Source organism: Hahella sp. CR1 (assembly GCF_029813005.1).
Classification (GTDB): domain Bacteria; phylum Pseudomonadota; class Gammaproteobacteria; order Pseudomonadales; family Oleiphilaceae; genus Hahella.
This window is the reverse complement of record NZ_JAPELK010000014.1, coordinates 60,253-80,904: the sequence shown is the minus strand read 5'-3', so window position 1 is coordinate 80,904 and position 20,652 is coordinate 60,253. Positions and strand designations below refer to the sequence as shown.

Genomic DNA, 20,652 nt, shown 5'->3' with positions numbered 1-20,652 from the left:
GCCGCCGCATACCAGTCGGACTTGGCGTTTGCGACGGATTTTCGTTTCTACGTTCCTCCAACGAGACGCCTGCCAGCACGCGCCAGCTCAGCCGATCAGTAGTAGCTGCTGCTGTAATTGCTTTGCTTATGGCTTTTCGCAGAGTCCATTTTCACTGTGAACCAGACGTTTTTGACGCCATGACCCGTTACGTCGCCAGGCGCGCGGTCGCCCACCCACAGGTACAGAGGCTTGCTCTCGTACGCCCACTGCTTGGAGCCGTCAGCGCGGGTAATGATGGTGAATTTGCCAGTATCGTGCGCAGATGGACCCGCCATGAATGGAGGCCAGTTTTCCGCGCAACCGCCATTACAGTTGGAGACGCCGGCCGCATCTTTGGTGAACGTGTACAGCGTCATGCCCTGCTTGTTGGTCATGATGGAGCCGAGAGACGTATCTCTGCTGGAAACCGGCTCGCCGCCATGATTTTGAGAGTTAGCGGCGCAAGCAGTCAGCATCATTGCAGCGGCCAGAACGGTAAAGCTTTTGAATTTCATATCAGGCATCTCCTCAATCAGTTTTTTGGGTTTTCGAATGTCTTCACTTATCAAGACGACGCCAGTTATCAATTTGGATGCACAAAAAGAAAAAATTTTATTAAACCCCGATTAGGGGGCTATATTTGTAAATGAGAAGATCTCTCACCATTGGATATTCAAATAAGAAAAAGGAGACTGATCATGACACCCAAGGCCTATTTCGGCATTGCCCTAATAACAGCCACACTGGGGCTCTCCACCTGGCTGCTGGGAGGTTCCTCCTCCCCGTCTCCATCCGACACCAACACGAGCACATCTCCCGAAGCCACCGTCGCCGTTAATGACGCCAACGCGTTTCTCCCCATCGGCATGCAAAATTTTTCCGCCCAGGCGCGCCCTTCCAGCCTTTCCAAGGACCAGGACAGTCTTTTAGAGGACCAGGCGCTGGAGCGTTATGCGGAATACCAGTCCTACTTCGATTACGGACGCGACTATCGCGAGCTGCTGCAACATGCGGAGCAGATGGACAGCGCCACCCGTCGGGAAAAATTCTCCCGCGCGGAACAAAACATCGACCGCCTGGAAAAAGAACACAAACTCTCTGCGGCGGAAGGATTGATCATGAAACTGGCGTTATTGAAAATCACTCCCAACGACCCGGAAGCCAAGGCCAAAGGCATAGAGCTGATTCAGCAGTACAAGCAGGCGGGCGAGGCGCGCATGCAGAAATTCAAGGACAACCCGGACCCTCGATTCGCCGAGTACAAGAAACGCGAAGCGGAAATAGTGAAGGAAGTGCTGGCGATGACCCATTATCCCAATGGCCTTAGTCGCGACGATTATCTCGCCCAGCGCCTGAACGAAGAACTCAAACAAGCCTACGCGCTGGACAACAGTGGGGCGACGAACTGATCCTGATCGCAGGAAAGGCTCCGCCCTCCCCGTTTCGACCCCGTCTCTTCAAACAAAGAAAAGCCCCCGAATGGGGGCTTTTTTGCAACGTATCAGCTCACTGACCAGAGCGGTTTACAGCAACTGATCCAGCAACCAGTACAACAGGTTGAAACCTTTCTGATAATCACTGACGGAGTCCTCTTCCGAAGCGGACATGACCGGGCCGGAGCCTTCCATCACATTATTCACGAAGTCGCCAAGCTCCAGACCGTCTTCCTGAATGTCCGCATTGTTGAACTCGATGATGCTGGTGCAGTGGCTTTCATTCACATCGCGGAAGCGCGGAATGTAGTAGCCCCAGTTATCATAGCCGTCCAGTGAGGTCATCAGGTGACTGGTGTCTTTGTACCAGCGCTGATGAATTCTCTGCTTACGCTTCTCTTCATCCGGCTCGTTATTGATGTCGTCATAGAAACGCTCATAGGAATAAGAAGAGTAATTGAGGTCATCCCAGAAGTGCGTATGCCCCAGGCGATCGTTCGGATAGTGCTCGCCCAGTGCGGTGTACAGCGTGCCCAGATCGTTCAGGTCCAGTGACGGCAATTCGTTGCGGAGGTAATACAAAGGTCCGTCGCCATCGCCGTCCAGCCCCCACACATTGCGGATGGTGTTCTGCAGTTTGAGGGACGGATACTCTTCTTCCGAACCAGTCACCGGCGCCGGGAAGATGGGGCCGGAGTCATTGATCAGGTAGGCCTTGCCGGGGTCCATATCGCGACGCACCGGGTGATAGTTGGCGAAAGAGCCCGCGCCGCCGGCGCTGCATCCGGTCATCAGCATTTGTCCGGGACGCTCCAGGTTGTTCTTCAGCCAGGCCACCACTGCGCGCGTGTTACGTACGCCGTTATGACGCCATACCAGCGGGTCATGTTCGCCGGTGGGGTCGTCGTAGATGGCGACCTTATCCCCGGTATAGATGTCCCCAGTGCAGTAGGGAATGTAAACCATGTTCCAGTTCTGGGTTTTGGTGCGGGTCCAGGGATGCAGACGGAACACGAACGGGCTCACCAGACTGGCGGACGGATTCTGCAGGCTCATGTAGTCGTCGGGAATGCCATTGGGATTGCGAGCGCCGCGAATGCCGGTCTGACCGGTGCAGCTTTCATAATCCCAGCAGGCGCCGCCGCCTTCCATATAAATTACCGTGTTGCTGGTGTGCGCCACGCGATTGACGAAGAATTTATAAGGCGAGCCGTTACCGCAAATTGCGCCGGTGTCAGGGTGTAATTGAATGGTCTGCCATTGCAGATAAGCGCCGGGATTGAAACCGTCGGCGACTTCGGAGGGGTTGGGCGTCAAGGGATACTGCGCTGCGTTTTGCTGCTCCTGCGTGACCGGGTTGTTCGCACCCCGGGGCCAGATCAGGTTGCCCAAGGTATCCCAGAATGAGTAGTCGCCCATTTCTGCGGATACGCCAACTGAACTGCCAAGAAGACCTAGAAATACCGCTGTTTTTATTTTTGTTCTGGATTGCATTGTCTTTTCCTCCATTAATTGGAAACGCAATTCAATCCAGTCTCTCCTACCGACTTCGCTCCTGTTTTTAAAAGAAAAAAGTATTGTCGCCGACCTTGGCTCGCCGGTAATGCAGGGACCGCTAACTGGATAGCTGAAAGGCTAGTCGGGGATCAAGGGTTACGCAAATTTAATTTAACGACGTTTACCTGTTTTAGGCGTTGGGAACGCCCTATCTGGCGAGTTGGGGCCGCCTACAGCAAGGGCGCAGGCCAGCGTTATCGCCTGCCAAACGGGGAAAATCGCCGCGCTTTCCCAAAAGCCATGCCAGACGGCCACTTTGGCGACCTCCGGCAGACTGTTGATCAGCACGAAGTCCACCACGCCGCCCGCCGCGCCGGCCAGAGTGAATGACGCCAAAAAGATCCACCAGGCGCGTATGCGCCAGGCGAGGATAACGCCGACTGCAGTGACGCAAGCGCCCACCGCGCCCATCAGCGCCAGTGACACGACCTCCCAGGATGAGATGAAGAACAGAAAGCATAAACGCCACCCCAGAATCGTGGCGGCGATAACGATCAGCAGGCGCAGCCCCTTGCGCTCGGCGTTCCAGCCCCGTCGCCAGGCGCCGAAACAGATGGCGGCGCCGAGCACGCCGCCGGGCATCCAGTAGTTCACCCACAGGGCGTCGCTCCAGTCCGCCAGCTCCAGCAACACGCCGATGCCGGCGATCAACAAACCGGAAGCGAGCCCCATAAGCGCGCCGACACTGAGATCTTTGTTCATGCGGGACGTCCGTTCCTACTTGATGTAGCGATCAATAATATTCTGATAAACGGATTGGCCGTTGGGCTCCATCTCCGTTTTCAGTTCGTCCAGCGCATTCTGGAAGCGCTCGATAATCCAGTCCGGCGTATCGATATTAAAGGCGTAATAATTATCGCCGGCGGAGCCAAAGTCATACACCGGCGCATACTCAGAAGGATTGAAACCGTTCTGTTTGATGATCCAGTAGGCGGCGATATCGCCATAGGCCCACATGTCCACCCGATCCGCCTCCAGCATTTTCGCCGCCAGTTCCGGGTAAGGCACCGGCTCACGCTTTTCGGGGGGCACGCCGTATTCATCCAGTACGATTTCAGCGATGTCTTCACGTACGGAGGCGATGTGAAATTGCTTCACCTCTTCCGATGAGCGGACTTTCAAATTGCGCTCTTTTTTGGCCAGCAACACAATCGGCGACGCCGCCACTGGTCCCACCCATTTGAAAAGATCCTCCCGCGGACCGCGCCGGGTCATGACAAATAAAACCGTATTGGGAGTTTTCAGGGTCAGCCGGTAGCTGCGCGCCCAGGGATGCACCTGGATATCCTCGCGGGTCTTTTTTGAACCGAGCTTTTTCAGGATCAGCTCCAGCAAATCAACGGAGAACCCTTTGAGCTTGTCGTCCTGAACGTAATTAAAGGGGGGATAGTCCTCGGTCATAAACGTCAGTTTTTCAATCGCTTCATCAGCCCGACACAAGGATGCGCCCAACAACAACGCAACCAGCGCCACGGCAGGACAAGAGAGGACAGGACAGGAATACCATCGCATGCTTTGTAGCCTCCACACCAAAACGGTTTCCTCGTCCCACAGAAACCAGACACAGGCGTTATACCTTCAATTCTTTACGCGAAGTGCGGAACCGTCAAACTTTCGCCGAATTCATATATGATTCAGATTACTTTTATCGGCAAGCTTTATTTACGACCACAGGGCGACAACGGTTTCTTATGTCCCAGGCGCTGGCTTTATTTCATCCAATTATCGCGGAATGGTTCGCCGCCAATTTAGGCGCGCCTACGGATATTCAAAACAAAGCCTGGCCGCGCATTGCTTCCGGCGAGCATTGCCTGATCACAGCTCCCACCGGCAGCGGCAAAACCCTCACCGCCTTTCTCTGGGCCCTCAACCGCTTCGCCACTGGCGAGCTGCAACCGGGGCGTACGCGAATCCTCTATATTTCGCCACTGAAAGCGCTGAATAACGATATCCGCAATAACCTCAGCCGCCCGCTGGCGGAGCTGACAGCCTGCTTTGAGCGCAAAGGCGAGCCCTTCCCGGCTATCCGCGCGCAGACCCGCAGCGGCGACACCCCCTCAGGCGAGCGCCGCCAGATGCTACGGCAACCGCCGGAGATTCTCATCACCACGCCGGAAAGCCTCAACCTGCTGCTGAGTTCGCAAAGCGGCCTCAGCCTGCTGCAGGATCTGGATACGGTCATCATTGATGAAGCGCACTCCCTGCTTGGCGTCAAACGGGGCGCTTACCTGATCTCCGCCGTGGAGCGTCTGGTGGATCTGTCCGGTGAGTTTCAGCGCATCGCCCTGTCCGCCACTATCAACCCCATCTCCGTCGCCGCAGACTTTATCGCCGGCTACGAACTGGATGTCGCCCAACCGGACTACGCGCGCCACCCGCAATACCGCAAGCGCCCGATCACGCTGGTGGAGTCCAACGCCGCCAAGCATTACCGGCTCAGCGTCAATTATCCGGCCGCCATCGCCCAGCGCGGGGCGGATAAACACCTCTGGGACGCCCTGGCGGAAACCCTGCTGACGCGAATTCAGGCCAACCGCGCCACGCTGATCTTCACCAATAATCGCGCCCTGTGTGAAAAGCTCACTTACAAAATCAATCAGGCGGCGGACGCCATGGTGGCCTACGCGCACCACGGCTCGCTGTCGCGGGAGATTCGCACCGAGGTGGAGCAACGCCTCAAGGGAGGCGAACTGGCCGCTATCGTCGCCACCAGCTCTCTGGAGATGGGCATTGATATCGGCGCGCTGGACGAAGTCGTACTGGTGCAGACCGCCGGTTCAGTGGCGGCGGCGATCCAGCGCGTGGGTCGGGCCGGACATAATGTCGGCGACGTCAGCGTCGGCTCGCTGTTTCCCACGCATCCGCAAGACTTTCTGGAGTCCGCCGTCCTGGCCAAAGCCATTATGGAAAGAGATCTGGAGCCGGTGCGCCCATTGCAATGCCCTCTGGATGTACTGGCGCAGATAATTATCTCCATGACCGGCGTCGCCACCTGGGACCTGGATGAGCTGTACGCCCATTTGCGCATGTCCAGCGTTTACCACCCTTTGCCCCGTCGCCAATTTGATCTGCTGATTGACATGCTGGCGGGGCGTTATGCGGAGAGTCGCATCCGCGAACTGCAGGCGCGCGTCTCCGTGGATCGCCTGGACAACACGGTCACTGCGCGACCGGGCGCGTTGCTTTCTCTCTATCAGTCCGGGGGCGTGATACCGGATCGCGGTTATTTTCATCTGCGTCATCAGGACAGCAGCGCCCGTATCGGCGAGCTGGACGAAGAGTTTGTCTGGGAGGCGAAAATCGGACAAAGCTTCACTCTCGGCGCACAATTCTGGCAAATCCAGAAAATCACCCACAACGACGTATTCGTGCTTCCCGCTAAAGCGGGCGCCACTACGCCGCCGTTTTGGAAAGCCGAGTCCATCAGTCGTAATTTCCACTTTTCCGAACAAATTGGCCTGTTCCTGAAATATCTGGACGCCAACCTGGACGCCGATGATCTGGTCGCCACCTTGCAGTCGCAATATTGCATGACTGCGGAAGCGGCGGACTCCCTGCTGGATTTCCTGCGTCGCCAACGGGCCCACACAGGACGCCCCCTGCCACATCGTCACCATCTATTGGTGGAGATCGTCGACTCAATACTGGGACACAGCCACGGCCGTCAGATGGTGCTGCATACCGGCTGGGGCGCGGAAGTGAACCGCCCCTGGGGCATGGCTTTGGAAGCCGCCTGGCTGGAATCCTTCGGCGAGCAGCCGGTGGTGTATGTCAGTAACGAGTGCATCGTCCTGCAAATGCCGGAGGAGATTCCCGTCGAAACCATTCTCTCTCTGGTCTCCCCTGAGCGGATAGAGACGCTGTTACGCGTCCGTCTGGAAGGCTCCGGTTTTTTCGGCGCACGTTTCCGGGAATGCGCCGGCCGGGCGTTGCTGCTCAACAGAGGCAAGTTCAATGAACGCCGGCCTTTGTGGATGAGTCGCTTACAGTCGCAGAAATTGCTGAACTCCGTGCTCAAGTACGAGGACTTTCCCATTCTGCTGGAAACCTGGCGCACCTGTCTGCAGGACGAATTCGATCTTCTCGCATTAAAACAACTGCTGGAGGAGCTGCAAACCGGACAGGTGCAATGGTCCGTCGCCAACACCCGGACGCCCAGCCCCATGGCGCAGAATATCGCCTGGGAGCAGGTCAACCTGTACATGTACAAGGACGACACGCCCACCTCGGACAAGACCTCCAATCTCAGCGAGGACCTGCTGCGAGAGCTGTTGTACAACGATGAACTACGTCCCGCCGTAAACGCCGAACTGTGTCAGCGCTTCGTGCAGAAACGCCAGCGTCTGACGCCAGGATATGCGCCGGACAGCGCGCGGGACCTGCTGGACTGGATCAAGGAACGCGGCGCTATTCCTGGTTCTGAATGGCGCGCATTACTCGCCCGTATTGAGTCGGAATCCGGCAAGGAGACGCTGCAAGACATGCTGACGGCGACGGAGGCCAAACGTATTCGTCTGACGCATCGCGACGCCCAGATTATGGTGGCGCGGGAAAACCAGGACGCCTTCGCACAGGCGTTCTATCCGGAAACCGACGGGGATGCGGAATCCGATGCGCTCTTCGATACGCTGTTGGGCGAGTGGCTGCGCTTTTACGGCCCGGTATCCTCCTCGGAGATAAGCCACTGGCTTGGCGTCGATCCACAACGTTTGCAACGGGCTCTCGCCGATCTGGTGGAAGCGCGCGCAATCGTGGCCGGCCCGCTGATCGAAGGGGATACCGAGCTGCGTTATTGCGACCGGGAGAACTTCGAAATCCTCCTGCATATGGCGCGCAAAGAGGCCGCGCCGGAATTCGCCCCTCTCCCCCTGGAGCAGCTTCCCCTGTTCTTACATTGCTGGCAGACCCAAGCGTGTGAGCGCGACGACGATCCCCATGAGCGACTCTTCGATATTGTGCAACGCCTGCAGGGAACGCCCGCCCCTGCTGCGCTGTGGGAGAATGAAATACTCCCCGCGCGACTGCCGGACTACAACCCGGCCTTGCTGGATCATCTGTTTCAGGAATCCGACCTGGAGTGGCTTGGCGTAGAGGAAGGCAAAACCCTATTCTGCTTCAATGCGGATCTGGATCTGCTTGACGCTCCCACCTCTCTGAACGAAACAAACGCCAGCGAACTGCAGACCCTGTTTCCAGACGCCGACAGCCGTTACGACTTCCAGGCCCTCTCCGGGAAAAGTGGGCTGGACAACACTACGCTGACTGAACGCTTATGGGACTGGGTATGGAAGCAACGCATCAACAATGACACCTTCGCCGCGTTGCGCAGAGGGGTAGAAAACAAATTCACTATTCCCGACTTGCCCGCTCAGAGTTCCGGCAGGCCTCCTTCGCGCCGACGCGCCATGCGCCACTCCTTCGCCCAGTCAAAACAGGCGGCGAACAGTCCCGGAACCTGGCGGCAGGTGCGCTGGCCTCTGCGGCAGGAAGACCCGATAACGGAACAGGAACGCGGCAAAGACCGCGCACGCCTGCTACTAAGTCGCTACGGCGTAGTGTTTCGCGAACTGCTACAAAGAGAGCTGCCGGAAATGCGCTGGAGCGCAGTGTTTCGCTCTCTGCGCCTGATGGAGCTTTCCAGAGAGATTATTGGCGGCTACTTTTTCAAAGATATCCCCGGCCCACAGTTCATTACCCCCATCGCGCTGCAAATGCTGCAGAACGGTCTGTCGCAGACGCAGATCTACTGGCTCAACGCCACCGATCCCATGTCGCTTTGCGGGCTGGGCTTGCCGGGCCTGCAACAACAACTGCCGAAACGTTTGGATTCCATCCATATGGCGTTTAGGGGGCCGGAGCTGATCATGACGTCTCGACGCAATGGCAAACAGCTGGATATCACGATTGCCCCAGACCATCCAGACATAGAGGCCTGTCTGGCGCCTTTATGCAACCTGCTGTATCGACCTCATCAGCCGCTCAAAAGCATCAACCTGGAAACCATTAACGGCGAGAAAGCCACGGACAGTCCCTACCTCGTTCCTCTGAGCCGGATGTTCGACGTGCAGAAGGGATACAAGGACGTCGCGCTCAACCGCAAACTGCTGTGACGCCCGCCATCCAGCGGGCGTCCGGGACGTCAACCCAATGCGATACCGCTTACCGCAAACATAATCGCGACCAGATAAAACAGAAATACCTTCAGATTTGCTGGAACAACCGGAAAGGGATGCGTCGGGAGGTGTTTGATTATCATTGCTTCACTCCTCTGTTTATTGTCGGCGTTCTAGCCACGCCTGCAGGGTGAACGGATGAAGCAACTCGCAAAAAGCCGGCCGCGGTATCCTGCAGGGACTCCTCTGGCTATTCAGAGTTCCCTCGGCGAGCACAACACAGGCACTACGATGGATACAGCGGACACAGACGGCGTCTGATTGGAGGCAACCACTCGATCCAACGCCCGGCTCGCTTGTAAGCATAGCCGCTGTTCATAAAATGCACTAATTAAATGTAAATATTTGTATACATGGACCGCCGATGCGGCTTGCTCATTACAACTTCCTGATTCGCCGCTAAAATGCCTATACAATATGCGCCCGAATCATTGACGGCTTTCGTCAGGCAATCGCAAGGACAATTTATCCGTGTCATCCAAACCCCGGTTTCAGCAGGTTAAGGACTTTATCGTCAGCGGCATCGAGAGCCAGCGCTATACGGTCGGCGGCCGCATTCCCACGGAAATGCAGTTGGCGCAGCAGTTTCAAGTCAGCCGCATGACGGTGCACAAGGCGATACGGGATCTGGTGAATGAAGGGCGTCTGGTGAGATATCAGGGGCAAGGCACTTTCGTCAACGACGCCAAGCCCACCTCTTCTTTTCAGGATATCCGCAATATCGCGGAGGAAATCAAGGCCCGGGGACATGATTACAGCGCCCGCATCGTCAAGCAGGAGCAATTGCGCGCCTCTTCCAATGTGGCGGTGCAGCTGGGCATCAAAACCGGCGTAGCGGTGTTTCATACCTTAATCGTCCATCAGGAAGACGGCGTGCCGGTGCAATTGGAAGATCGTTACATCAACCCTTTGCTGGCGCCGGAATATCTGGACCAGGATTTTTCCGTCGTCACTCCCAATCAATACCTTACCTCCGTTTATCCGGTTTCCGATGTGGAGCATATTATTGAAGCGGTGCTGGCGGACCCGGACCAGTGCGAGCTGCTGGAAATCAATATCAATGAGCCCTGCCTGCGCATCTATCGTCGCACCTGGAGCCGTCAGCAATTAGTCAGCAGCGCCCACCTGACTTATCCTGGCAGCCGCTATCGCCTGCAATCCGACAGCCACTTTTCATAGGCGTCGTCCCCTCTTCCATAGCGATCATCAAATCTGTTTGTCTTGTAGCGATTGACAGCCGCAGGCTCGCCTTTCGCGCGCGCGGACTCTTGCGGTTTCCTTATCTTCCCCCCTGTTTCTAACCATCCTGCCTATAGATCAAGTAGTTAACGAACTGAAAATTTGTATATACATTTAAATTTTCTAATCTCTCAACATCCCGCTACATGGGGCTGTGCGGATACAGAATTCGCTATATTCGTATCAGCACGCCAAATTCAAAAAATGTCTTAAACCCTCTATTTTTATAGTTATTACGACATGAAAGCATAGTCTCCAAGCTACGCCTAACCGGTTTCGGTGTTCGTTATGAAAAGAATTTTTTCTCACCTCCCCTCTTGCGCAAAACGCATTTTTTGTCTTTAAATGTATATACATTTATAAAAACACTGCGGAGAGCGAGATTTTATGGATTGGTGGATCAACGCCAGGATCGCCACCCTTGATCCTGACGCCCAACACGCTTACGGACTGCTGGAAAACCATGCACTCGGCGTGGCGCACGGCAATATAGAAGCCATCGTCCCCATGTCTGAATGGGATGGCGGCGCGTCCGATAACATCACTGACACCAATGGTCGCCTGATCACCCCCGGCCTGGTGGATTGTCATACCCATCTGGTTTACGGCGGCGACCGCGCCGCTGAATTCGAAATGCGCTTGCAAGGTGTTTCCTACGCAGACATCGCCAAACAGGGCGGCGGCATTATTTCTACCGTGCGCGCCACCCGCGCCGCCACCGAGAAAGAGCTGATGCAGCAATCTGAGAAGCGCTTGCTGGCCCTGCTGCGGGAAGGCGTGACCACAGTAGAGATCAAATCCGGCTACGGTCTGGATCTGGAATCAGAGCTGAAGATGCTGCACGTAGCGCGACGTCTGGGGCAACGCTATCCGGTCAACGTCCGCACCACCCTGCTGGCGGCTCACGCTTTGCCTCCCGAGTACGCCGGTCGCTCCGACGACTATATATCCTGGATCTGCGAAGAAGCCCTGCCCATGGCCCATGAGCAAAAGCTCGCTGACGCCGTGGACGTGTTCTGCGAGTCCATCGCATTCACCCCAGAGCAATGCCGCCGGGTATTCGAAGCTGCGCAGAAACTGGGCCTGCCGGTGAAAGGCCACATGGAGCAACTGACGTTGAGCGGCGGCAGCCAGCTCGCCGCGGAATTCAACGCGCTGTCCGTCGACCATGTGGAATATCTGGACGAGGCTGGCGTGCAGGCTATCGCGGCTTCCGGCACGGTGGCGACGCTGCTGCCAGGCGCCTTCTATTTCCTGAGGGAAACCCAGCGGCCCCCCATGGATCTGCTGCGCAAGCACAAGGTCGCCATGGCTCTGGCCACAGACCTTAATCCCGGTTCCTGCCCTCTGGCGTCAATGCGCCTGATGATGAACATGGGTTGCACCTTCTTTGGCATGACCCCGGAAGAAACCCTCGCCGGCGTCACCCGCCACGGCGCTAAGGCCCTAGGCATGCAGGACCGCATCGGTCATCTGGCGCCGGGCATGGCGGCGGATTTCATTGTCTGGGATTGCCAGCACCCGGCTCAGTTGAGCTACGAATTCGGCGTCACCGGTCCGCATCAACGCGTTTTTCATGGAGAAATTCACAATGTCTGAGGCAAAAGTCTGGTCAGGTCGCATCGACAGCGCCGACGGCCCCACCGCCGTACGCTGGCACCAGCAAGTTCGCGCGCCGCAGGAAGACAGTCCGGCGGGCGTGTCGTTGATCGGCTATCCCTGCGATCTCGGCGTCTATATCAACAAAGGTCGCGTGGGCGCGGCGAACGGCCCTGACGAAATCATCAAGGCTCTGGCGAACCTGCCCTGGCGCCTTTCCCGCCCGGTTTACGACTGCGGCAATATTAAATGGGAAGGCGAGCTGGAAGACGCCCAGGCGGCGCTGGCCAACAAGGTATTCAAACAGCTGCAGGCAGGACACAACCCTATCGTATTGGGCGGCGGACATGACGTCGCCTGGGGCAGCTTTCAGGGCCTGCGCCGACACCTGGATCAGGCGGCGCCGGACAAAGTGCTCGGCATCCTTAACCTGGATGCTCACTTTGATCTGCGCAGCGACAGCGAAGGGGCCAGCTCCGGTACGCCTTTCCAGCAGATCGCCAAATACTGCAAGAACACCGGCAAGCCCTTTCACTATGCGGTGTTCGGCATCAGTGAATACGCCAATACCCAGGCCTTATTCGACCGCGCCGACAAACTTGGCGTCACTTATCTGAAAGACACCCATTGCGGCTTTACCCAATTGGGTCCCATGTTGCGCGCGCTGGACGCCTTCATGAGCAAAATTGATTGTCTCTATCTCACTATCGACCTGGATGTGCTGCCGGCGGCCACCGCTCCCGGCGTCAGCGCCCCGGCGGCTTGCGGCGTTCCATTGGAAATCGTCGAAGCCATGCTGGACGCTATTCAGCGTAAAGGCCTGCCAGTGCTGATGGCGGACATCGCCGAATATAACCCCACTTACGATATCGACAGCAGAACCGCCCGCGTCGCCGCACGACTCGCCGCGCGCCTGGCCGGGCTGCTGGGAAAACCAACAACAAAAGCGTAGAAGTAACTCACAGGAGAAACCGATGAAAGATCCTCGCCATGACGACCAGAGAGAGATCCGCGCCCCACGCGGCTCTGAGCTGAACGCCAAGTCCTGGTTGACCGAAGCGCCGCTGCGCATGCTGATGAACAATCTGGACCCGGAAGTCGCCGAGCACCCTAAATCCCTGGTGGTGTATGGCGGTATCGGCCGCGCCGCCCGCGACTGGGAATGCTTCGACAAAATCGTGGAAGTGCTGAAGCGCCTGGAAGATGACGAGACGCTGTTGGTGCAATCCGGCAAACCGGTAGGCGTATTCAAGACTCACGCCGACGCGCCCCGCGTTCTGATCGCTAACTCCAACCTGGTGCCCCACTGGGCCAACTGGGAACACTTCAACGAGCTGGATAAGAAAGGCCTGATGATGTACGGCCAGATGACCGCCGGCTCCTGGATCTACATCGGTTCTCAGGGCATTGTGCAGGGCACTTACGAGACTTTCGTTTCCGTCGCCAAGCAGCATTTCAACGGTGAAGCCCACGGCAGATGGATTCTGACCGGCGGTCTGGGCGGCATGGGCGGCGCGCAGCCTCTGGCGGCGACCATGGCCGGATTCTGCATGCTGGCGGTGGATTGCGATCCCAGCCGCATCGAGTTCCGTCTGCGCACGCGCTACCTGGATAAGCAGGCGAAAGACCTGGACGACGCTCTGGCGATGATCGAAGACGCCAAGAAGACCGGCGAAGCCATCTCTATCGGTCTATTGGGCAACGCAGCGGACGTATACGCGGAGCTGGTCAAGCGCGGCGTTACTCCTGACGTGGTCACCGACCAGACTTCCGCTCACGACCCGCTGAACGGCTACCTGCCGCAAGGCTGGAGCATGGAGCACGCAGCGGAAATGCGTCTGAAAGACCCCGCTGCCGTGGTCAAAGCGGCCAAGCAATCCATGGCGGTGCAGGTGCAAGCCATGCTGGCGTTACAGGAAGCTGGCGCAGCGACTCTGGACTACGGCAACAACATCCGTCAGATGGCGCTGGAAGAAGGCGTGAAGAATGCATTTGATTTCCCCGGTTTCGTGCCCGCCTACATTCGTCCCCTGTTCTGCGAAGGCGTAGGGCCCTTCCGCTGGGCGGCGTTGTCCGGCGACCCAGAGGACATTTACAAAACGGACGCCAAGGTCAAAGAACTGATTCCCGACAATCCGCACCTGCACAACTGGCTGGATATGGCGCGCGAACGCATCAGCTTCCAGGGGCTGCCGGCGCGTATCTGCTGGGTAGGACTGAAAGACCGCGCCCGTCTGGGTCTGGCTTTCAATGAAATGGTGCGTAACGGCGAACTGAAAGCCCCTGTGGTTATCGGCCGCGACCATCTGGATTCCGGCTCCGTCGCCAGCCCCAACCGGGAGACTGAAAGCATGATGGACGGTTCCGACGCGGTTTCCGACTGGCCGTTGCTGAACGCCATGCTGAATGTCGCCGGCGGCGCCACCTGGGTGTCTCTGCACCACGGCGGCGGCGTAGGAATGGGCTTCAGCCAGCATTCCGGCGTGGTGATCGTCTGTGACGGCACCGAAGCGGCGGATCAGCGTATCGCCCGCGTGCTGCGCAACGACCCCGGCACCGGCGTAATGCGCCATGCCGACGCAGGTTACGACATCGCTCGTAATTGCGCCAAAGAGAACGGCCTCGACTTGCCGATGTTGAAAGACTAATGCGTAGCGGAGTACATAACGTGAACGAGCTGTTAATTAATCCCGGTCAACTTACCCTGGCGGATCTGCGCAAAGTCAGCCGCGGCCCGGTGAAACTGTCACTGAGCGAAGACGCCTACCGCGTCATGGATAAATCCCACGAAGCCGTCGCCCGCGTCATGCGCGAAGGTCGCGTGGTCTATGGCGTCAACACCGGTTTTGGCCTGCTGGCCAACACCCGTATCGCCGAAGATCAACTGGAAGTGCTGCAGCGCTCCATCGTACTGTCTCACGCAGCAGGCACCGGCGACTTCATGGACGACGCCACCGTGCGTCTGATGATGACGCTGAAAATCAATGCGCTGGCGCGGGGCTACTCCGGCATTCGCAGTCTGGTGGTGGACGCGCTGATCAAGCTGGTTAACGCTGAAGTTTACCCAATCGTGCCCAAGAAAGGCTCCGTAGGCGCTTCCGGCGACCTGGCCCCTCTCGCGCATATGAGCTGCGTCCTGCTGGGTGAAGGTCAGGCCAGACACGACGGCAAAATCGTCGACGCCATGACCGCTCTCGACATCGCCGGCCTGCAGCCTGTCACTCTGGCGCCGAAAGAAGGCCTTGCGCTGCTCAACGGCACGCAGGCGTCCACGGCGTTCACCCTGGAAGGCTTGTTCTTCGCTGAAGATCTGTTCGCGGCGGCCACTGTGACCGGCGCAATGAGCGTAGAGGCAGCCTTGGGCAGCCGCACGCCTTTCGACCCTCGTATTCATGACGCACGCGGCCAGAAAGGCCAGATCGATGCGGCGGTCATGTATCGCCACCTGCTGGCGGACACCAGTGAGATCGCGCAGAGTCACAGCAACTGCGGCAAGGTGCAGGACCCCTACTCCCTGCGCTGCCAGCCTCAGGTCATGGGCGCCTGTTTGACCCAGATCCGCAACGCGGCGGAAGTGCTGCAGTCGGAAGCCAATGCGGTATCCGATAACCCGCTGGTATTCGCAGACGAAGACGACATTCTGTCCGGCGGCAACTTCCACGCGGAGCCGGTCGCCATGGCGGCGGACAACCTGGCGCTGGCGCTGGCGGAAATCGGCTCTCTGTCCGAACGCCGCATGGCGCTGTTGATCGATCCGAACATGTCCAAGCTGCCTCCTTTCCTGGTGGACAACGGCGGCGTGAACTCTGGTTTCATGATCGCCCAGGTGACCAGCGCCGCGCTGGCCAGCGAGAACAAATGTCTGTCTCACCCTTCCAGCGTGGACAGCCTGCCGACATCCGCCAACCAGGAAGACCACGTGTCCATGGCGACTTACGCCGGCCGTCGTCTGACCGACATGGCGGATAACACCCGCGGCATTCTCGCCATCGAGATTCTGGCCGCCACTCAGGGCATGGATTTCCGCAGCCCGTTGAAGTCCTCCGCATTGGTGGAGAAAGCGCGCAAGTCAGTGCGTCAGGTGGTGCCGTTCTACGATCACGACCGCTACTTCGGCCCGGACATCGAACAAGCCAAGCAACTGCTGGCCTCCGCTGTCTTCAACGAGTGGCTGCCGCAAGGCATGATGGTCAGCTTCTAACCTGCCGTTAGAACGACCCCAAGAAAAAGCCGGACGCTGTTAAACGTCCGGCTTTTTACTTTAGGGCGCCCCGTCCTGAAATAGGTTGGCGCCTGTTTCAGGACTAGACAGGGTCCGCGATCGCTACTTCATGCCATATTTCTTCAAAATCTGATCGAAAGTCCCATCCGCCTTCATCGCCGCCATGCCCTTATTCAAGGCGTTAATAATTTCTTCATGCTTGGCGTTGGCGAGGCCGCAGGTTACGTGCAATGTATTGGCGTTCAACGCATTCTGGGTAAATTCAATTTGATCGATCAACCCTGGTTCTTCTTTGGCGATCTGCGAGCGCGCCACCAGCTCGTCTTCCAGGGTAAGATCCACCCTGCCGGACACCACTTTCTTCACGTTTGGTAAAAAGTCCGCGGTTTCCGGCCGCTTGAAGTTAGTGGCGTTGAGGAATTCATCTCCGTATCCGTAGCCTCTGACGATTCCCACAGACTTGCCGGTCAGGCTGTCCATTCCGTTGTATTCAAATGGATCGCCTTTGCGTTTGATGAATTTAATCTCATTGGTTAGATAAGGCTCGCTGTACGCAAGGAACTCCGTTCGCTCTTTCGTCCACCAGGTGCCGATAAGCACGTCGTATTTGGCGTTTTTGACGCCGTCAATGGCTCGCGCCCAGGGCATGATATTCATTTCCAGAGTGAACCCAGAACGGGAAAAAGCCTCTCGAGCCAGAGACACGGCGACGCCGCCATCCGGGTCGTTAGGATCAATAAATGGAGGCCAGGGATCGCCGGCGGCGGTGACGGTTTCCGCTCGGACGGAAACCGCAAGGAATAACGCAAGGAAGGTCAAAATGGCGGATTTAAACTTCATCGAAGAAACCCTCAATTGATTAACGGAAAATCTATGCGTCCGTTCAATCAAATTATGGTTGAAGGCGCCGGATTTGCCAGACAATCGGGGGTATTCAGGTCTCTACGTCAGTAAAAATTTGTCATTCCTCAATAAATTTCCACGTATCCGCGCCGTCAAACTTTTTGATTGGCGTGTTCGCAATCGATTTCGGCTCCAACATACGGCAATTTATCGTTATCCGCTTTTCCTCCCAGTTTTCCGTGGTGGTATGGTGCGTCACGCAACCGCAACGCGGGCAATGCTGAAAGTCGATATACTCATCCCCCCAGCGATAGGGTTTCGGCGCCTCCTCCGTCCACACCACATTCACCTCTTCAGGAGCAAAACGTCCCCACAACGCCCCAAGGCGATGACAAATCGAACAATTACAACTCACCAACGCCTCAGGCGCCCGAGGCATTTCTATATTGATATTGCCGCAATGGCAGGAAGCTTTAAGCATATTGAGGTCCTTTTCGGTTGGCGGTTGGCGTTCTGCGCAATAAAGCGCAAGCAAATCATCATACAGATTTGGTTGGGCGAAAATAGACGAAATAAATTCGGCTTGATGGCTTCCTGGAAGTAAATAACGCCCAATCTAACGTCTATACTTGTATAGGCTCACAGGTAACTACTGCGGTAAAGGTTTCAACCTATCACCGCGCAGGTCGAGGTAGGCTATATGAAATGGTTTCTGGTCGCTTTTTGCTGCTGGCTTGCGCCATGGTGTCAGGCCAGGACTCTGTTGGTGGGCATGGAGGAAGCCAATAATTCGCCCTTCGAGTATATCGACGAAACGGCGCATCTTACCGGTTTTCACGTTGAGATCATGCGTGCGGTGGCGGCGCGACTGGGTTGGGATATCGAGTTTCGCCGGCATCCGTGGAAAAGGGCCATGAAAGAACTGGAGGAAGGCGGCGTGCATGCGGTGACCTTCGTCGCTATTTCTCCGGAAAGACAGAAGTTCGCCGACTTTTTGCCGGACAACCTGCTGCATGTCTCCCGCACCACCATTTACATCAGACGCGATCGCAATGACGAAATTCGCTATGACCCGCCGCTGGAGCAGTTTGTCTGGCGCTGGCGCACGGCGGCGGCCAGCGGCTATTACATGAGCGATCAGGTGATAGATCTGATTCGCAGAAAAGCGCCTATAGAACAGCCGACCGTTAATCAGTCACAGCTTTTCATCATGCTGATCAGTAACCGATTCGACGCCATTTTCGGCGCCACCAGCGCCATAGAAAGAGCCCGCGCGGAAATCGCCGGACTGGATGAACAAGTGCAGCGTTTGGACGGAGCTTTATTTCCCGGCAAGCGCATGTACGCAGCGTTCTCGCGCAAGGCGCCGGACGGTATGGCGGAAGAGTTCGCCGAAGCCTATCGCTTATATCGCATGGACAAAGCATATGAAGAACTGAAAAAGCGCTTTGGCATGGAAGAGCTCGCTCCCAGCCCCACGGAATTTCAATAATTCAGGGTCTGCCAGACATGGACGTCGTCATGCATACAAAACGCCTTACCAAATCCCGATACCTTCAGTTTTGCGGATGCAAAACAACGTCAAATCCATGTGCGCACGACCCAATACACTGCTCCGCGCGACCTATAATGGCGCATGCAATGGCGCATGCCGATAATCATCCCCCTATAAGGTGATCCATGTCCTATACCCGAGTCTTCGCCGCGACTTTCCGCTTGCTTGCAGTCAGCCTCATCGCACCGGCGCTGCTCACTGCCTGTTCGAATGAGGACGCGCCAGCGCAGCCCGAAAAAGGGACGCACATCGTCATCGTGGAGCCCAAAAGCCAAGACAAGCAAACCGTCGATACGCACATCATCCGCTCGATTCAGGAAGCGCGGGAAGCCGCGGTCTCCATCAGTGTGGGGGCCAGCGTAGGCTCGGGATTTTTTATCAATAAAGACTGTCTGATTGTGACCAACCGGCATGTGGTGGAGTTTGATAATCCCGCGCTGCAGGAAGTTTCCGCAGCCATCGACAAAGTGGATAGAAAAACCCAGGAAGCCCGCGAACGCATCGCAACCTGGGAAAAGCAATATCCCAGATATAAAGGATCGGCCCAGCAAAACACGGATCAGGACAGACTGCGCAGCATTGAAAAGTATCGCCAGGAACTGCAGCAAGCTTACGATAAGCTGTCTTCCGAACAGCGAAACGCCAGCGTCCAGGTCAAAACGCTGGATGGCCGCACTTTCGCCGCGCACACCGTCGTTAAGAGCGAAGACACCGACCTGGCCTTTCTGGTGGGCGCCGTCAAAGAGTGCCGATACTTCGACGCGGCGGTGAAAACCGATCCGGCAGTAGGGCAACCTACTTACACCGTCGGCTCGCCCGCTGGACTGGAGTTTACCGTAACATCCGGCATTCTCTCCGGCATCAGGGACTTTGAAGGCGTCACTCTGCTGCAAACGGACGCCGCCATCAACCCAGGCAACAGCGGCGGCCCGCTACTGGACGCCAACGCCAAAGTCATTGGCGTGAATACTTTACGGCTGAGCGGTATGGAAGGCATCGGCATGGCGATTCCTATCGCTACGGTCAAAGACCAGATCAGCCGCAATCTGTTATTGGCGAGCGGCGCGCCATCGCAACCCGCGACGACGACCGCCAGCGCCAAGTTCGACTACGACAGTTACCGCGAAAATGCCTTGCGCAATGCGCAACCCGTCGCCGTGGACGTCAGCCAGTTAAGCGACGCCTGTGAGCAGGATTACGTCAACTCAAAGTATGCGGCGGCCATGACCTCCTGTAAGACCTCCTCCTCTCATGGGCACCAACAAGGGCATTTTTATATGGGTAAAATGCTGCTTGATGGGCTGGCGGGACAGCAGGACTATTACCTGGCGGCGGACTACATGAAGAAGGCGGCGGAAACCGGGAACATGGAAGCGCAAATGTTGCTGGGGCAAATGTATCAATATGGCGTGGGCATTAGCCCCAACAGTGCGTCAGCGCTGAAGTGGCTGACGGAAGCCGCCAACCAGAACAGCAGGGAAGCGCTGAACTCGCTGGGTTTGATTTATAAGGAAGGGAAAATCGTCTATCGCTCCTATGAGCAGGCCGCCAACTATTTCGAGAAAGCCATCGCCGCCGGCAGCACCAATGCTCTGCATAATCTGGGCGTAATGTACATACAGGGACAGGGACTCGCCAAAAACGAAAGCAAGGGATTTGAACACTTTCTCAAGGCCGCTCAACGGGGTAATCCGGTCTCGCAGTTGAGCGTCGCTTTTTGCTACTACAAAAAACTGGGCGTCAACAAAGACTATGTGGAGGCCTACGCCTGGTTGACCGCCGCCGAACTCAACAAGAAAGGCAAAACCATCTCAGACTGGGACCCGCAACGGGCCTCTGAAATGAAGCAGTTCCTGAAAGGCATCATGAACAGCAAGCAACTCGCCCAGGCGACGGCCATGTCCAACGATTACGTTAAACGCTACAGCAATGTGTCGACGGAGACGTCACTAGCCGCCAAAGCAGGAAAACTCTAAGCGCAGGGTAGCGGACATAGCGACGCCCGTCGCA

15 protein-coding genes are annotated in these 20,652 nt (G+C 56.9%); 9 read left to right on the top strand and 6 right to left on the bottom strand.

What is annotated here, in order from left to right:
• Positions 1–95: 95 nt before the first annotated feature.
• A complete protein-coding gene (locus ONV78_RS26565; protein WP_253938751.1) occupies positions 96–536 on the bottom strand; it encodes a hypothetical protein in 441 nt (146 codons plus the stop codon).
• A 183-nt stretch (positions 537–719) separates the two neighbouring features.
• On the opposite strand from ONV78_RS26565, the gene ONV78_RS26560 reads away from it, so the two are divergent.
• Positions 720–1,430, top strand: a complete 711-nt coding sequence (locus tag ONV78_RS26560) for a hypothetical protein (protein ID WP_279507503.1) — start codon at positions 720–722, stop codon at positions 1,428–1,430.
• Between the two features lie 114 nt (positions 1,431–1,544).
• Here ONV78_RS26560 and ONV78_RS26555 read toward each other — a convergent pair whose 3' ends face one another.
• The 3 genes from ONV78_RS26555 to ONV78_RS26545 all read right to left on the bottom strand — a co-directional run bounded on the left by ONV78_RS26555 (position 1,545) and on the right by ONV78_RS26545 (position 4,523).
• Entirely contained in the window at positions 1,545–2,948 is a 1,404-nt protein-coding gene (locus tag ONV78_RS26555) for a pectin acetylesterase-family hydrolase (protein WP_279507501.1), read from the bottom strand.
• 174 nt (positions 2,949–3,122) lie between these two features.
• Positions 3,123–3,713: a hypothetical protein gene (locus tag ONV78_RS26550; protein WP_279507500.1), complete on the bottom strand. Its 591-nt coding sequence runs from the start codon at positions 3,711–3,713 to the stop codon at positions 3,123–3,125.
• Positions 3,714–3,728: 15 nt separating this feature from the next.
• A complete protein-coding gene (locus ONV78_RS26545; RefSeq protein WP_216740322.1) occupies positions 3,729–4,523 on the bottom strand; it encodes an ABC transporter substrate-binding protein in 795 nt (264 codons plus the stop codon).
• A gap of 179 nt (positions 4,524–4,702) precedes the next feature.
• Here ONV78_RS26545 and ONV78_RS26540 point away from each other — a divergent pair, with 179 nt between their 5' ends.
• The 6 genes from ONV78_RS26540 (at position 4,703) to hutH (ending at position 16,223) form a co-directional block, all read left to right on the top strand.
• Positions 4,703–9,121, top strand: a complete 4,419-nt coding sequence (locus tag ONV78_RS26540) for a DEAD/DEAH box helicase (protein WP_279507499.1) — start codon at positions 4,703–4,705, stop codon at positions 9,119–9,121.
• 534 nt (positions 9,122–9,655) lie between these two features.
• Positions 9,656–10,363 carry a histidine utilization repressor gene (hutC, locus tag ONV78_RS26535; protein WP_216739458.1) on the top strand — a complete coding sequence of 236 codons (708 nt, stop codon included), beginning with the start codon at positions 9,656–9,658 and terminating at the stop codon, positions 10,361–10,363.
• 447 nt (positions 10,364–10,810) lie between these two features.
• A complete protein-coding gene (gene hutI, locus ONV78_RS26530; protein WP_279507498.1) occupies positions 10,811–12,022 on the top strand; it encodes an imidazolonepropionase in 1,212 nt (403 codons plus the stop codon).
• A complete protein-coding gene (gene hutG, locus ONV78_RS26525) occupies positions 12,015–12,974 on the top strand; it encodes a formimidoylglutamase (protein WP_253938637.1) in 960 nt (319 codons plus the stop codon). Before hutI ends, hutG begins: the two co-directional genes overlap by 8 nt.
• 22 nt (positions 12,975–12,996) lie before the next feature.
• The gene (gene hutU, locus ONV78_RS26520) at positions 12,997–14,670 is read left to right on the top strand and encodes a urocanate hydratase (protein ID WP_216739455.1); all 1,674 of its coding nucleotides are present in this window, start codon (positions 12,997–12,999) and stop codon (positions 14,668–14,670) included.
• Positions 14,671–14,690: 20 nt separating this feature from the next.
• On the top strand, positions 14,691–16,223 hold the full coding sequence (gene hutH, locus ONV78_RS26515) for a histidine ammonia-lyase (RefSeq protein ID WP_279507497.1): 1,533 nt from the start codon (positions 14,691–14,693) through the stop codon (positions 16,221–16,223).
• A 123-nt stretch (positions 16,224–16,346) separates the two neighbouring features.
• On the opposite strand, the gene ONV78_RS26510 is transcribed toward hutH, so the two are convergent.
• Together ONV78_RS26510 and ONV78_RS26505 are read right to left on the bottom strand one after the other, a co-directional pair.
• Positions 16,347–17,084: a transporter substrate-binding domain-containing protein gene (locus ONV78_RS26510; RefSeq protein ID WP_216739453.1), complete on the bottom strand. Its 738-nt coding sequence runs from the start codon at positions 17,082–17,084 to the stop codon at positions 16,347–16,349.
• A gap of 121 nt (positions 17,085–17,205) precedes the next feature.
• Complete coding sequence (locus tag ONV78_RS26505; RefSeq protein WP_279507496.1) at positions 17,206–17,568, bottom strand: aldehyde-activating protein; 363 nt, start codon at positions 17,566–17,568, stop codon at positions 17,206–17,208.
• A gap of 219 nt (positions 17,569–17,787) precedes the next feature.
• Between ONV78_RS26505 and ONV78_RS26500 the strand changes: the two genes are divergently transcribed.
• Complete coding sequence (locus ONV78_RS26500; RefSeq protein ID WP_279507495.1) at positions 17,788–18,579, top strand: transporter substrate-binding domain-containing protein; 792 nt, start codon at positions 17,788–17,790, stop codon at positions 18,577–18,579.
• A 188-nt stretch (positions 18,580–18,767) separates the two neighbouring features.
• Complete coding sequence (locus ONV78_RS26495; RefSeq protein ID WP_279507494.1) at positions 18,768–20,618, top strand: trypsin-like peptidase domain-containing protein; 1,851 nt, start codon at positions 18,768–18,770, stop codon at positions 20,616–20,618.
• Positions 20,619–20,652 lie beyond the last annotated feature (34 nt).

Coding starts and splice junctions, on each gene's coding strand:
- ONV78_RS26540 (WP_279507499.1), top strand. CDS start 4,703: ATGTCCCAGGCGCTGGCTTTATTTCATCCAATTATCGCGGAATGGTTC.
- hutI (WP_279507498.1), top strand. CDS start 10,811: ATGGATTGGTGGATCAACGCCAGGATCGCCACCCTTGATCCTGACGCC.
- ONV78_RS26510 (WP_216739453.1), bottom strand. CDS start 17,084: ATGAAGTTTAAATCCGCCATTTTGACCTTCCTTGCGTTATTCCTTGCG.
- ONV78_RS26495 (WP_279507494.1), top strand. CDS start 18,768: ATGTCCTATACCCGAGTCTTCGCCGCGACTTTCCGCTTGCTTGCAGTC.
- ONV78_RS26555 (WP_279507501.1), bottom strand. CDS start 2,948: ATGCAATCCAGAACAAAAATAAAAACAGCGGTATTTCTAGGTCTTCTT.
- hutG (WP_253938637.1), top strand. CDS start 12,015: ATGTCTGAGGCAAAAGTCTGGTCAGGTCGCATCGACAGCGCCGACGGC.
- ONV78_RS26545 (WP_216740322.1), bottom strand. CDS start 4,523: ATGCGATGGTATTCCTGTCCTGTCCTCTCTTGTCCTGCCGTGGCGCTG.
- ONV78_RS26560 (WP_279507503.1), top strand. CDS start 720: ATGACACCCAAGGCCTATTTCGGCATTGCCCTAATAACAGCCACACTG.
- ONV78_RS26505 (WP_279507496.1), bottom strand. CDS start 17,568: ATGCTTAAAGCTTCCTGCCATTGCGGCAATATCAATATAGAAATGCCT.
- hutU (WP_216739455.1), top strand. CDS start 12,997: ATGAAAGATCCTCGCCATGACGACCAGAGAGAGATCCGCGCCCCACGC.
- ONV78_RS26550 (WP_279507500.1), bottom strand. CDS start 3,713: ATGAACAAAGATCTCAGTGTCGGCGCGCTTATGGGGCTCGCTTCCGGT.
- ONV78_RS26565 (WP_253938751.1), bottom strand. CDS start 536: ATGAAATTCAAAAGCTTTACCGTTCTGGCCGCTGCAATGATGCTGACT.
- ONV78_RS26500 (WP_279507495.1), top strand. CDS start 17,788: ATGAAATGGTTTCTGGTCGCTTTTTGCTGCTGGCTTGCGCCATGGTGT.